General features: G+C 74.0%; 11 protein-coding genes. 4 read left to right on the forward strand and 7 right to left on the reverse strand.

What is annotated here, in order from left to right:
* Positions 1-21: 21 nt before the first annotated feature.
* The gene (locus ACZ6ZT_RS12620) at positions 22-417 is read right to left on the reverse strand and encodes a cell division protein SepF (protein ID WP_048477630.1); all 396 of its coding nucleotides are present in this window, start codon (positions 415-417) and stop codon (positions 22-24) included.
* A gap of 98 nt (positions 418-515) precedes the next feature.
* On the opposite strand from ACZ6ZT_RS12620, the gene ACZ6ZT_RS12625 reads away from it, so the two are divergent.
* Positions 516-1187, forward strand: a complete 672-nt coding sequence (locus ACZ6ZT_RS12625; protein WP_469718640.1) for a TetR/AcrR family transcriptional regulator — start codon at positions 516-518, stop codon at positions 1185-1187.
* Between the two features lie 233 nt (positions 1188-1420).
* A complete protein-coding gene (locus ACZ6ZT_RS12630; protein WP_469718643.1) occupies positions 1421-2341 on the forward strand; it encodes an NADP-dependent oxidoreductase in 921 nt (306 codons plus the stop codon).
* 79 nt (positions 2342-2420) lie between these two features.
* Here the strand turns inward: ACZ6ZT_RS12630 and ACZ6ZT_RS12635 are convergent, their stop codons facing one another.
* From ACZ6ZT_RS12635 to ACZ6ZT_RS12660, 6 genes are all read right to left on the reverse strand, one after another.
* A complete protein-coding gene (locus tag ACZ6ZT_RS12635; RefSeq protein ID WP_469718645.1) occupies positions 2421-3758 on the reverse strand; it encodes an LLM class flavin-dependent oxidoreductase in 1338 nt (445 codons plus the stop codon).
* Positions 3759-3827: 69 nt separating this feature from the next.
* The gene (locus tag ACZ6ZT_RS12640) at positions 3828-4751 is read right to left on the reverse strand and encodes an ABC transporter permease (RefSeq protein ID WP_469718647.1); all 924 of its coding nucleotides are present in this window, start codon (positions 4749-4751) and stop codon (positions 3828-3830) included.
* Entirely contained in the window at positions 4748-5569 is an 822-nt protein-coding gene (locus ACZ6ZT_RS12645) for an ABC transporter ATP-binding protein (protein ID WP_469718649.1), read from the reverse strand. The genes ACZ6ZT_RS12640 and ACZ6ZT_RS12645 overlap by 4 nt, the downstream gene beginning before the upstream one ends.
* Before the next feature lie 6 nt (positions 5570-5575).
* Positions 5576-6619, reverse strand: coding sequence for an ABC transporter substrate-binding protein (locus ACZ6ZT_RS12650; protein ID WP_469718652.1), 1044 nt, complete (start codon positions 6617-6619; stop codon positions 5576-5578).
* Between the two features lie 43 nt (positions 6620-6662).
* Positions 6663-7223 carry an NADPH-dependent FMN reductase gene (gene ssuE, locus ACZ6ZT_RS12655; RefSeq protein ID WP_469718654.1) on the reverse strand — a complete coding sequence of 187 codons (561 nt, stop codon included), beginning with the start codon at positions 7221-7223 and terminating at the stop codon, positions 6663-6665.
* 35 nt (positions 7224-7258) lie between these two features.
* Positions 7259-8215, reverse strand: coding sequence for a TauD/TfdA dioxygenase family protein (locus ACZ6ZT_RS12660; protein WP_469718656.1), 957 nt, complete (start codon positions 8213-8215; stop codon positions 7259-7261).
* A gap of 1786 nt (positions 8216-10001) precedes the next feature.
* On the opposite strand from ACZ6ZT_RS12660, the gene ACZ6ZT_RS12665 reads away from it, so the two are divergent.
* Together ACZ6ZT_RS12665 and scpA are read left to right on the forward strand one after the other, a co-directional pair.
* Positions 10002-11867: a methylmalonyl-CoA mutase family protein gene (locus tag ACZ6ZT_RS12665; protein WP_469718658.1), complete on the forward strand. Its 1866-nt coding sequence runs from the start codon at positions 10002-10004 to the stop codon at positions 11865-11867.
* Complete coding sequence (scpA, locus tag ACZ6ZT_RS12670) at positions 11864-14047, forward strand: methylmalonyl-CoA mutase (protein ID WP_469718660.1); 2184 nt, start codon at positions 11864-11866, stop codon at positions 14045-14047. Before ACZ6ZT_RS12665 ends, scpA begins: the two co-directional genes overlap by 4 nt.
* Positions 14048-14049 lie beyond the last annotated feature (2 nt).

A 14049-nucleotide genomic window follows, 5' to 3' on the forward strand; every position in this document is an offset into this window, starting at 1 on the left:
CGTTCCGCCGCCGCGACCTTCCTACGATCGGGGGACGGCCGCCGCCGCGATCCCCTCGACCTCGGTGCCGACCGGCGCGAGGAGGAAGACGTTCCGGTCGACCCGGTGCATCCCGCTGCCCAGCCCGAACACGACGCCGCTGCTGAAGTCCAGGATGCGCTTGGCCACTTCGCCGTCGGCGCCGGTGAGGTCGAGCAGCACGGGGATCTGCGCGATCAGGTACTCCGCCACCTCCCGGGCGTCGGCGAAGATCTGGACCCGGATCACCACGAAGCGCCGCTGTTCCGCCGCGGACGCCCCGGGGGCCGTCGGGATCGTGCGGTGGTCCACCCGGGAGGGCCATTCGTTGCGACTGCGCAGGGGTACCACCTGCGCGAGTCCCTCCCACTGTTCGTCCGTGACGTCGTACCTGCTCACCGGGCCGCCTCGGCCGTGCGCTTCATGTGCATCCCCCCATCCTCTCGTGTTTCACCCGTTCAGCCCAACACCGACACGAAGGACGTAGGGTCACCGCCATGACCAATGGCGACGAGGTCCGCACGGTACGCGACATCGCGGGCACCGGTCCCGTCCGCCGCGCCGGGTCGAGCGCCGGGGTCCCCGCCCCCGCCCGTCGCGGTCTGCCGCGCGCCGACGCGGTCCGCAACCGGGCCCAGATCCTGATGGCCGCCGAGCAGTTGTTCACGGAACGCGACCCCGCGTCGGTGACGATGGACCAGATCGCCAAGGCCGCCGGGGTGGGCCGGGCCACCCTCTACCGGCGCTTCCCCGACCCGGCGTCCGTGGCCGAGGCCCTCCTCGCCGAGCACGAGCGCATCCTCCAGGGCCGGCTGGCCTTCGGGCCGCCGCCGCTCGGCCCCGGCGCGCCGCCCGGCCAGCGGCTGACGGCCTTCTACGCCGCCGCGCTGGAGCACCTGGAGCGGCACCTGCCGCTGGTCCTGGGCATCCGGCCGGGGCCCGACCGGTTCTGCCGGGGCACCTACCGCAGCTGGCGGGCCCACGTCCGGAGCCTGCTGGTGGCCGCCGGGGCCGAGGACCCCGACGTCGGCGCGGACGTCCTGCTGAGCCCGCTCGCCCCGGAGGTGTACCAGTTCCAGCGGCACACGCTCGGCTTCCCGCGCGAACGGATCGCCGAGGCCCTCGGCCGGCTGGCCCGCGGGATACTCCCCGAGCACCGAATAGGTTAGGTAGGCGACCGGGTGCGCGCCCGCGTCACCGTGACGTGCGGCTGCCGTTCCCGTCCCCGCTGGACGACGACGAGCAGTCGGGCGCCCGGATCCAGGCCCTGCCGAGCGCGGCCCGCTGGCGGTCGCACCGCAACACGCTGCCCGCCTGAGGGCTGCTGGAGGATCACTTGAGGGGCGGGGAACGGGGGCCCGGAGACGGAATAGGCCTCCGTACAAAGGTCGTTGCGCCGTACATGAAGGCAATCACTTACAGCACGTACGGAACTCCCGCCGCATTGGAGCTCGTTGACGTACCGGAACCCAAGGTCGGTCCGAGCGAGGTGCTCGTCCGCGTCAAGGCGGCCGGGGTCAACCCCGTGGACTGGAAGCTCGCCGCCGGTTTCCTCGGTCAGGTCCTCGAAGTGCGCCACCCCGTCATCCCCGGCTGGGACGTCGCCGGGATCGTCGAGGCCGTCGGCCCCGACACCGACGACTACGCCGTCGGCGACGAGGTCTACGGCTACGTCCGCAAGGAGTGGGTGGAGCTGGGCACGTACGCCGAGCTGGTCACCGCTCCCGTGCGCACCCTCGCCCGCAAGCCCCGCGAGCTGACCTTCGAGCAGGCCGCGGGCCTGCCGCTGGCCGGGCTCACCTCGTACCAGGCGATCACGCGCGCCGGGGTCGGCGCCGGGCAGACCGTCGTCATCCACTCCGCGGCGGGCGGCGTCGGCTCGCTGGGCGTGCAGATCGCCGTCTCGCTCGGTGCCCGCGTCATCGGCACGGCGGGCGCGCACAACCACGACTACCTGCGCTCGCTCGGCGCCGAGCCCGTGCTGTACGGGGACGGGGTGGCCGAGCGGATCGCCGCACTGGCCCCCGAGGGGGTCGACGCCGGGCTCGACTTCTACGGCGAGGGCGGCGTCGAGCTGCTCCAGTCGGTCGTCCGCGAGGGCGGTCCGGTGATCTCCATCGCCGACAACGACGCCGGCGCCAAGGGGGCCCGGCACATCTGGGCCCGCGCCTCCACGGCCGACCTCACCACCCTCGCGCAGCTCGCCGACTCGGGCCGGCTGAAGGTGAACGTGGAACACGTGCTGCCGTTGGCCGACGCGGCCACTGCGTGGGAACTGAGCGCGTCGGGCCGCACCCGCGGCAAGATCGTCCTCACGGTCTGACCCGGTTCCCGCCGCGGGGGCGCCGCCGCCGTTCGCCGGGCGGCGGCGCGGGACCCCGTACGGCGGGCCGGGCCGCCGGTCAGGCGCCGGCCGCCGCGGTGACGTGGCGGTTGGCGGGCCGCGGCAGGCCGTAGTGCTCGCGGAGGGTGGCGCCGGTGTACTCGGTGCGGAAGAGGCCGCGCCGCTGGAGGATCGGCACCACGTGGTCGACGAAGTCCGTGAGACCGGTGGGCAGGACCGGCGCCATGACGTTGAAGCCGTCGGCGGCGCCGTGCGTGAACCACTCCTCCAGCTGGTCGGCGATCTGCTCCGGAGCGCCCGCGAAGACCCGGTGGCCGCGGCCGGCGCCGAGCCGGGCGATCAGCTCGCGCAGTGTGAGTCCGTCGCGGCGGCCCAGTTCGGCGACGAGCGTGAAACGGCTCTTGTTCCCGTTGATGTCCCGCTCCTCGGGCAGCTCGGGCAGCGGGCCGTCGAGGTCGGCCCCGGTCAGGTCGACGCCGAGCATGCCGGAGAGCTGCGCCAGACCGTACTCGGGGACCTGGAGGCCGGTCAGTTCCCGCTCCAGGGCCTTCGCCTCGGCCTCGGTGGAGCCGATGACGGGCGCGATGCCCGGCAGGACCAGGAGGTCCTCCTCGGTGCGGCCGTGGCGGGCGAGGCGGGACTTGAGGTCCTTGTAGAAGGCCTGGCCGTCGGCGAGGGTCTGCTGGGCGGTGAAGACCGCCTCCGCGTACCGGGCGGCGAACTCCTTGCCGTCCTCGGAGGATCCCGCCTGGACGAGGAGCGGGTGCCCCTGGGGCGAGCGGGGGACGTTGAGCGGGCCGGCGACGCCGAAGTGGGCGCCGCGGTGGGCGGCCGGATGCAGCTTGCCGGTGTCGGCGTAGATCCCGCGCTCCTTGTCGAGGACGATCGCGTCGTCCTCCCAGCTGTCCCAGAGCTTGGTCGTGACGTCGAGGAACTCGCGGGCGCGGTCGTAGCGGAGGCTGTGCTCCAGATGCTCCTCCCGGCCGAAGTTGCGGGCTTCCTCGACGGTGCCGGAGGTGACGATGTTCCAGCCGGCCCGGCCATTGCTGAGGTGGTCGAGGGAGGCGAACGCGCGGGCGAGGTGGAACGGCTCGTTGAAGGTGGTGGAGGCCGTCGCGATGAGCCCGATGTGCTCGGTGACGGCGGCGATCGCGGAGAGCAGGGTCAGCGGCTCGAACCCGCCGAGGGCGTTGTGGCGGGCCTTGCCCCAGAGGGCGAGTCCGTCGGCGAAGAAGATCGAGTCGAGCCGGCCGCGTTCGGCGGTGCGGGCGAGCTCCTGGAAATAACGCAGGTCGGTGACGCGCTCGGGGCTGGCGGCCGGGTGGCGCCAGGCGGCGTCGTGGTGACCGGCGTTCATCAGGAAGGCGTTGAGGTGGAGGGTGCGGGGTGCGGACATGTCTGTTCCCTGGGTGGACGCGGAGGGCGCTCCGCGGGGGGGCGGGTGGGCGTGCTCCCGGGCCGCTGGTCAGGCGGTGGGGAGGCGCCAGAGGCTGAGGCGGCGTTCGATCGCGACCAGGATCTGGTTGAAGGCCACGCCGATCGCGGAGATGGTGAGGATCCCGGCGTACATCTGCGGGATGGCGAAGTTGAACTGCGAGGCGTTGATCAGGTAGCCGAGCCCCGCCTTGGCGCCGATCATCTCGGCGGCCACGAGGACGAGGATCGACACGGCGCCGGCGAGCCGGATCCCCGTGAAGACCGCCGGGACCGACGACGGCAGGATCACCTTCTGGAAGAGCCGCGGTGTCGACAGGTCCATCGAGCGGGCCAGCCGCACCAGCGTCGGGTCGGCGTTCCCGACCGCGCTGATGGTGTTCAGCAGGATCGGCCAGACGCAGGCGTAGACCACGATGGACACCTTCGAGGTCTCCCCGATGCCGAGCAGCAGGACGAAGACCGGCAGCAGCGCGAGGGCCGCGGTGTTGCGGAAGAGCTCCAGCAGCGGGCCGAGGAACGCCGCGACGGGCCGGTACCAGCCGATCAGCAGGCCCAGCGGGACGGCGACCACCACCGCGATGGCGAACCCCCCCAAGGAGCGGGTCAGGCTGGCCCGGGTGTGCTCCCAGAGCTCGCCGTCACCGAGCAGCTCCCACCAGGCGCGGGCCACCTCGCTGACGGGCGGCAGGAAGGTGGCGTCGACCAGCCCGGCCCGGGGCGCGGTCTCCCAGAGCGCGAACAGCAGCAGGACCGCCGCCGAGCGCAGCAGCCCGGCCCGCAGCCGGCGCAGCGCCGTGGCGGCCGCCGTCCGGGCTGGGTGCGGGGCCTCGTCCGCGGGAAGGCGGGCGGGGGCGGGCCGGTCCGCCGCCGCCGCCGGGTGGGCGCTCTCGCGTACGGGACCGCTCGCGGGGGTCTGCGTAACAGGGGCGGGGGCGTGGATTCCGGTGCTCATGCGGTGGCCTCTTCCTTCTCCAGGCGCTGGGCGCGGGCCACCTCGTCGTGGAGCAGGGCCCAGATCTCGTGGCGGTGGCGGGCGAACTCCGGGCTGGAGCGCAGGTCCTCGCCCGTGGCGCCGGCGGCCCGGTCGCCGAAGGAGACCGGGACGACCTCCTTGACCCGCCCCGGGCGGGAGGTGATGACGGCCACCTTCTGGCCGAGGTACACGGCCTCCTCGATGCCGTGCGTGATGAAGACGACGGTCTTGCCGGTGCGCTGCCAGATGCGGCGCAGCTCGTCCTGGAGGGACTCGCGGGTCTGCGCGTCGAGCGCGGCGAACGGTTCGTCCATCAGCAGGACGTCCGGGTCGTACGCGAGGGAGCGGGCGATGGCGACGCGCTGGCGCATGCCGCCGGAGAGCTCGTGCGGGTGGCGGTCTTCGAAGCCCGTAAGGCCGACCAGGTCCAGGAACTCGCGGGCCCTGGCCGCGCGTTGACGGCGCGGTACGCCGGTCGCCTCCAGGCCGAAGGCGACGTTGCCGAGCGCGGTGCGCCACGGCAGCAGGGCGTACTGCTGGAAGACGATGCCCCGGTCCAGGCCCGGCCCGGTGACCGGCCGGCCGTCGAGCAGGATGCGGCCGGAGGTGGGTCGGGTGAGGCCGCCGAGCAGGTCCAGCAGGGTGGACTTGCCGCAGCCGCTGGGGCCCACGACGGCCACGAACTCGCCCGCGCCGATCTCCAGGTCGATGCCGTCGAGGGCGGTGAAGTCGCGGGTGCGTCCGCGGTCCTTCGTCGGGAAGGTCTTGGTGACCGACTCGAACACGATCTTGGCCATGCCGACTCAGCCCTTTCCGGTGCCGTTGAACGCGTTGGTGAACAGGTCGGCGGCGCGCAGCCGCCCCTTCTTGATCTCGCCGCGGTCGGCCAGCCAGTCGATCCAGAGCCGGAACTCCTTCTCCTCGATCCGGCCGGCGGGCGCCGCGACCCCGTACGAACGCCAGTACTTCAGCGCGGAGGTGTCCTCGTTGCGCCCGCGCCCGCCGACGATCCGGGTGAGGCGGGCGACGACCTCCTCGCGGGGCGTGGTGCGGGACCAGTCGAGTGCCTTGCCGACGCCCGTGACGAAGGTCCGTACGGTGTCCGGGTTCTCCTTGATGAAGCGCTCGGTCATCACGTACGTGCCACCGCTGAAGGCGCCCAGCAGGTCGAAGTCGCTGAACAGCGGGCGGATGCCGCCGGCCGCCACGGCCTTGTCGCGCAGCACCCCGCTGAGCACGCCGACCTCGATCTGCTTTTGCCGCAGGGCCTGTTCGGTGTTGACGGGCGGCACGACGAGGGCCTCGACCTTGTCGGATTCGGCCCGGGAGAGGCCGTTGCGGCTCAGGTAGATCTCCAGGAGGGCCTGGGCGTGGGCGCCCAGGGTGTTCATGCCGACCTTCTTGCCGATGAGGTCGCGGGCGGAGCGGATCGGGCTGTCCTCCAGGACGTAGTACCCGAGGTTGGTGTCCTTGTCGGAGCCGTAGTACGAGATCACGGACCTGACCGGGGCCTTGGCGGCGACGAGTTTGACCACGGCGCCGTTGAAGGCACCGCCGAAGTGGGTCTGGCCGGTCGCGGCGGACTGGATGTCCTGCGGGCCGCTGATGGTGTTGCCGACCCAGTCCAGGGTGAGGCCGCCGAGGAAGCCGAGGTCGGCGGCGAGTTCGGGCGGGGTGACGGCCCCGACCGCGCCCTGGTACTTCAGGGTGGTGACCTGCCGGCCGGGGACGGCGGCGGACCCGCCGGTGGCGGTGGCCGTGCCGCAGCTCACCGCGGTCGCCGAGATGCCGAGCAGGGTGAGGAACTGGCGCCGGGAGCGGAGGGCGGGGGCGGGGGCTGCGGGCATGGCGGGTCCTTGTCGCTGTGTGCGGGGTGGTGGGGGCGCGGGGTCAGGGGGCGGGGGTGAGGGCGGCCGTCCCGGCGGCGGTGCGCAGGGCCCCGGAGAACTCGTCGACGGCCTGGAAGAGGTCCAGTTCCGCCTCGGGGCGCAGCCGGTCGGGTCCGGAGCCGCGCTCGACGCAGGAGTCCAGGACGAAGCGGCCGGCGGTGACGTGCCGGGCGCCGAGGGCGGCGAGGACCGGGCGCAGGGCGTAGTCGATGGTCAGGACGTGGGCGAGGCTGCCACCGGTGGCGAGGGGGAGAACCGTTTTGCCGGCCAGGCCGTCCTGTGGGAGCAGGTCGAGGAAGGCTTTGAGCAGGCCGGTGTACGAGGCCTTGTAGACCGGGGTCGCGATGACCAGGCCGTCGGCGCCGGCGACGGCTTCGAGGGCTCGGCGGATCTCCGGCTCGCCCCGGCGGGCGGCGAGGAGGTCGGCTGCGGGGAGGTCGCGTACGGCGAGGTGGGCGGTCTCGAACCCGGAGTGGGCGAGGCGGCGCAGCACGTGGTCCGCGACGACGGCGGTGCGGGAGTGGGTGGAGGGGCTGCCGGTGAGGGCGAGCAGCTTGGGCACGGGGGCTCCTCGGGGCGTGGCGGCGGCTGTCGGGGTCAGGGGGTGAGGGGCACGGGGGTCGGAGCCGAGGCACCCGAGGGGATGCCGAAGGACGGAGCCGGGACGGCCTCCGGGCTGATCAGGCGGGAGGGCGTGCCGTCGGGGCCGACCGGGACATCGCCGTCGACGGTGACGCGGCGCAGGGTGCGCTCGTGGTCGTCGGAGTCGTCGACGCCGTAGTGCTGGGTGGCGCGGTTGTCCCAGATCGCGACGTCACCGGTCCGCCACTGCCAGCGGACGGTGTTCTCGGGGCTCTCGATGTGGGCCTGGAAGAGGTCCACGAGGGTCCGCGAGTCGCGGCCGGTGAGTCCGCTGACGCGCTGGACGAAGTTGCCGAGGAGCAGGGCGCGTTCGCCGGTCTCGGGGTGGACGCGGACCACCGGGTGCTCGGTGAGGAACTCGGTGGAGGTGAACACCTCGCGGTACTGGGCGAGCGCCTCGGGCAGGGCGGCGGGCCGCAGGGCGGCGTAGTCGTACGCGTTGGAGTGGACGGCGCGCAGGCCGTCGGCGAGGGCGCGGAGCGGCTCGGGGAGGTGGGAGTAGGCGGTGGCGGTGTTGGCCCAGAGGGTGTTCCCGCCGTACGGCGGGAGGGTGACGGCGCGAAGGATGGAGAAGGCCGGGTAGGCGGGGACGAAGGTGACGTCGGTGTGCCACTGGTTGGCGCGGGCGCCGTGGTGGGAGTCGATGCCGAGGGCGTAGCGGCCGTCGGCGGAGGGGACGGTGGGGTGGGCGACGGGGGTGCCGAGGAGACGGGCGAAGGCTTCGTGGCCGGCCTCGTCGAGGTGGTCCTGGCCGCGGAAGAAGACGACCTTGTGGGCGAGGAGCGCGGTGCGGATCTCGGCGACGGTCTCGGGGGCGAGGCCGCCGCCGAGCCGCACGCCGCCGATCTCGGCCCCGATGCGGCCGCCGAGGCGGGTGACGGTGGTGCGGGTGGTGGTGGGTGCGGTGGTCATGATGGCTCCTGGGGTGGGGTGGGTGGTGTTTGTTTCGCTGCGGAAGAACCGCGCCTACGGGGTGCTCCGCGGGTGCGGGGGCCGGCCCGCGGGCCGGCGCTGAGGAACGGGCCGGGTCCGGGAGCCCCGGGCGGCTGCCCGGGGTACCGGCGTCGGGGATCGGGCCTACCCCGAACCACGGACCGGGGTACGGGTGTCGGGGAACGGGCCTACCCCGAACCACGGACCGGGGTACCGGTGTCGGGGAACGGGCCCGAACCGGACCGCGCCTCGCGCACCGGGGCCGGACCGCGGTCAGGGGCCCGGGCGGCCTGGACGAGCCCGCACCGGGTCGTACCGCCGCCCGTCGGCCGGGACCGGGCTCCGGATCGCGGTACGGGGAACCGGGGGCACGGAACGAACCCGCACCTGGTCGTACCCGCCCACCGGGCGAGCCGGGCGACGACCGGAGTCCGGTTCCGAGGGGCGAGAAACGGACCCGGGCTCCAGGATCCGGCCCGAACCAGGCGTTCCCGGGCCACCGGCCGGGCCCGGCCGCGAACCGGAGCCCGGGCCCGGGCGGCGAGAAGCGGAGACCCGAACCAGGTCGTACCCCACCCACCGCGACCGGCGCCGTGCCTCCGGGACCGACGGCCGGGACGCGCCCCGCATCGGGGCGTTCCCCCGGCCACCGGGTCGAGCCGCGCCCCGGGGTGTGGGGGCGGGTACGGGTCCGGCGCGGCGGTGGAGAGCGGGCGGTGAACGGTCCGGGCGCGGGTTCCTGCCGGGGTTCCGGCGGCCGGTCCCGGAACGGGCACCGGGAACAAAGTGCGGTTCCGGGACCGGCCCGCGAGCCTCTGGGCGCGGACTCAGGCCGTGTTCACGCGGGATCGGTCAGAGGTGACAGGGGGCCGGACAGCGGCCCGGACACCGGCCCGGCGCGGTGCGGGGGCCGGGGGTGCGGAGCCGCGGGGCGGGATGGACGTTCGCGGTCATGGCTCGGAGCCTGTCAGCGCCCCCGCCCGGGGTCAACCCCCGGCCCGTACCCCGCCGCATACCCACCAGACCGCCACTGACCTGCGCGTTCTCCCCCGACCGGCGGCCGAAAACCGTGGCTGGATTTCACGCCCCCGCAACGCCCTCGCCACGCCCGGCCCCTGCGGTGCCCCCGCGAGGCCCACGGGGCTGATCACGGCGGCTGACCACGGCGGCTGCCGCACCGCAGACCGCCCGACGCGCCCACCGGGCTCGCGGCCCGCGCGGCCGCCGCCGCGCCGGCCCTCCGGACCGTCCCCGCTCCAGCGGCACCCACCGCGGTACGGGGACACGCCGCACTCTCTGACGCACCTGATCATCGGCAGCGTGCCGGCAACGTGAGTCGACGACGTACCCGGCGTCGAGGGGGCGGTCCACCGGGCCCCGGCTCCACGCCCCCCGCGCGCGGACGTACGGGCCGCCTGCGGGCGCCCGCCTCCGGCACCTCGCCCGGCACCGGAAAGGTGCGGCGCGGCATCGCCCCGGGGGCCCCCGCGCGGACCAGCTGTCGCGCCGGGTGCACACCCGGGGCGCGGTGCGGGCCGCCGCACAGCTGCCCGTTCGTCACCGAAGCGTCGAGCGTGCCGCACGACGGTTGTTCCGGCGGGATCCGCACCTGGGTGGCACCGGCCCGGATCGCCGCCCCGCAGGCCGCGGCGGCGGTGGCCGGGCCGGGAGCGGCGTTCCGGGGACCGGTGGGCTGACCTGGGAGTGCGAGATCACATCCGGCGGTTATGGTCTCGGCTGAGCGGGCCCCCCTAGCATGCGAGCCATGACGGTCCTGCCTGACGACGGGCTCTCCCTGGCCGCCGAATTTCCTGACGCGACACATGAGCAGTGGCAACGCCTCGTAGAGGGCGTCCTGCGCAAGTCCGGCAAGGAAATCTCCGGCGAGGCGGCGGAAGCAGCCCTGTCCACCAAGCTAGAGGACGGGCTCATCACCCGCCCGCTGTACACGGCACGCCCCGACGGGGACGGCCCCGACACCGGCTTCCCGGGCTTCGCGCCGTTCGTGCGCGGCGGCAGCGCCGAGGGTGCGGGCGGGTCCGGCTGGGACGTGCGCCAGCGGTTCGCGGGCAGTGATCCGGTACGGGTCAACGAGGCGGCCCTCGCCGACCTGGAGAACGGCACCACCTCCCTGTGGCTGACCGTCGGCCCGGGCGGACTGCCGGCCGACGGCCTCGGCCGGGCGCTGGAGGGCGTCTACCTCGACCTCGCGCCCGTCGTCCTCGACGCCGGCGCCGCGTACGAGGACGCCGCGCGGGCGCTGTTCGCCCTGTACGCCGAGCGCGAGGTGGCCCCCGCCGACGCCCGGGCCTTCCTCGGCGCCGACCCGCTGGGCCACGAGGCCCGTACGGGTGAGGCCCTGGACCCGGCGCCCGCCGCCGCGCTGGCCCGCGAGGCGGCCGCCTCCTGGCCGGGCGTGCGGGCCCTGACCGTCGACGCCCTGCCGTACCACGAGGCGGGCGGCTCGGCCGCCGAGGAGCTGGGGCTGTCCCTGGCCACCGGGGTGGCCTACCTGCGGGAGCTGACCGGGGCCGGTCTCGGCACCGAAGCCGCCCTCGGGCAGCTGGAGTTCCGTTACGCGGCGACCGCCGACCAGTTCCTGACCATCGCCAAGCTGCGCGCCGCCCGGCGGCTGTGGGCCCGGATCGCCGAGGCCTGCGGGGCCCCGGCGGCGGGCGCCCAGCGGCAGCACGCGGTGACCTCGCCGGTGATGATGACCCGGCGCGACCCGTGGGTGAACATGCTGCGCACCACCGTGGCCTGCATGGCGGCGGGTGTGGGGGGCGCGGACTCCGTCACCGTGCTGCCCTTCGACAGCGAGCTGGGCCTGCCCGACGCCTTCGCCCGCCGGATCGCCCGCAACACCTCCACCGTGCTGGTGGAGGAGTCGCACCTGGCCCGGGTGATCGACCCGGCCGGCGGCTCGTACTACGTGGAGCGGCTCACCGAGGAACTGGCTCAGGCCGCCTGGGAGTTCTTCCAGACCGTGGAGCGGGCGGGCGGCCTGGCCGCCGCGCTGCGCTCGGGCCTGGTCGCGGAGCGGCTCGCCGCCACCTGGGCCGCGCGCTCGAAGAAGCTGGCCACGCGCCGCGAACCGATCACCGGCGTCAGCGAGTTCCCGCTGCTGTCGGAGAAGCCCGTCGTCCGCGAACCGGCGCCCGAGCGCCCGGCCGGCGGACTGCCGCGGGTGCGGCGCGACGAGGCGTACGAGGCCCTGCGCGCCCGCAGTGACGCGCACCTGGCCGCCACGGGCGCCCGGCCGAGGATCTTCCTCGCGGCGCTGGGTCCGGCGGCGGCGCACACCGCCCGCGCCACCTTCGCCTCGAACCTGTTCCAGGCGGGCGGCGTCGAACCGGTCCACGACCCGGTGTCGGTGGGCCCGGACACGGCCGCCGCGGCGTACGCGGCGAGCGGCGCGGACGGCGTGGCGGTGCTCTGCTCCAGCGACGCGCTGTACGAGGAGCAGGCCGCCGCGGTGGCGGCCGCCCTGCGCGGGGCGGGCGCGACGACGGTGTTCCTCGCGGGCAAGCCCGGTACCCACGAGCAGGACGTGGACGCGTACGTCTTCGCCGGCTGCGACGCGGTCGCCGTGCTGTCCTCCGTACTCGACCGGATGGGAGTCGCGCTGTGAGCATCCCCGATTTCTCCGAACTCGCCCTCGGCGCCGCCTCCTCGGCGGTCACCGAGGACCAGTGGCGCGCGGCGGTGAAGGAGTCCACCGGAACCGCCGCCGGCGACCTGCTGTGGGAGACCCCCGAGGGCATCGGCGTGAAGCCGCTGTACACCGGCCGGGACCTGGAGGGCCTGGACTTCCTCGCGACGTACCCGGGCGTGGCCCCGTACCTGCGCGGCCCGTACCCGACGATGTACGTCAACCAGCCCTGGACGATCCGGCAGTACGCCGGCTTCTCCACGGCGGAGGAGTCGAACGCCTTCTACCGGCGCAACCTCGCCTCGGGCCAGAAGGGCCTGTCGGTGGCCTTCGACCTGCCGACGCACCGCGGCTACGACAGCGACCACCCGCGGGTGACGGGTGACGTCGGCATGGCGGGCGTGGCGATCGACTCGATCTACGACATGCGCCAGCTGTTCGACGGGATCCCGCTGGACAAGATGTCGGTGTCGATGACGATGAACGGCGCGGTCCTGCCGGTCCTCGCCCTCTACATCGTGGCGGCGGAGGAGCAGGGCGTCTCCCCCGACAAGCTCGCCGGGACCATCCAGAACGACATCCTCAAGGAGTTCATGGTCCGCAACACCTACATCTATCCGCCGAAGCCGTCGATGCGGATCATCTCCGACATCTTCGCCTTCACCTCGCAGAAGATGCCGCGGTACAACTCCATCTCGATCTCCGGCTACCACATCCAGGAGGCCGGGGCGACGGCCGACCTGGAGCTGGCGTACACCCTGGCGGACGGGGTGGAGTACCTGCGGGCCGGGCAGGCCGTGGGGCTGGACGTGGACGCGTTCGCGCCGCGGCTGTCGTTCTTCTGGGCGATCGGCATGAACTTCTTCATGGAGGTCGCGAAGCTGCGCGCGGCCCGCCTGCTGTGGGCGCGGCTGGTCAAGCAGTTCGACCCGAAGAACGCCAAGTCGCTGTCGCTGCGCACCCATTCGCAGACCTCCGGCTGGTCGCTGACCGCGCAGGACGTCTTCAACAACGTGACGCGCACCTGCATCGAGGCGATGGCGGCGACGCAGGGGCACACCCAGTCGCTGCACACCAACGCCCTCGACGAGGCGCTGGCCCTGCCGACGGACTTCTCGGCGCGCATCGCCCGCAACACCCAGCTGCTGCTCCAGCAGGAGTCGGGCACCTGCCGGTCGATCGACCCGTGGGGCGGCAGCGCGTACGTGGAGCGGCTGACCTACGACCTGGCGCGGCGGGCCTGGCAGCACATCGAGGAGGTCGAGGCGGCCGGCGGCATGGCGCAGGCCATCGACGCGGGCATCCCCAAGCTGCGGGTGGAGGAGGCGGCCGCCCGTACGCAGGCGCGGATCGACTCCGGCCGCCAGCCGGTGATCGGCGTGAACAAGTACCGGGTGGAGACCGACGAGCAGATCGACGTGCTGAAGGTCGACAACTCCTCGGTGCGCGCGCAGCAGATCGCCAAGCTGCGGCGGCTGCGCGAGGAGCGCGACGAGGCGCACACGCAGAACACCCTGCGGGCGCTGACGCACGCGGCCGGCAGCGGGGAGGGCAACCTGCTCGCGCTGGCGGTGGACGCGGCCCGCGCCAAGGCCACGGTCGGAGAGATCTCGGACGCCCTGGAGAAGGTGTACGGGCGGCACGCGAGCCAGATCCGTACGATCTCGGGTGTGTACCGCAACGAAGCAGGGGAGTCGCCGTCCGTGGAGCGCACCCGGGCCCTCGTCGACCGGTTCGAGGAGGCGGAGGGCCGCCGTCCGCGCATCCTGGTCGCCAAGATGGGCCAGGACGGGCACGACCGCGGCCAGAAGGTGATCGCCACGGCCTTCGCCGACCTGGGCTTCGACGTGGACGTCGGCCCGCTGTTCCAGACCCCGGCGGAGGTGGCCCGCCAGGCCGTCGAGGCGGACGTCCACGTGGTGGGCGTCTCGTCGCTGGCGGCCGGTCACCTGACCCTCGTACCGGCGCTGCGCGAGCAGCTGGCGGAGGAGGGCCGCGAGGACATCATGATCGTGGTGGGCGGGGTGATCCCGCCGGCCGACGTGCCCACGCTGCTGGAGATGGGGGCCACGGCGGTCTTCCCGCCCGGCACGGTGATCCCGGACGCGGCCCACGACCTGGTGACGCGGCTGGCCGCCGACCTCGGTCACGGGCTGTAGGC

This window comes from Streptomyces sp. NPDC102258, assembly GCF_055584685.1.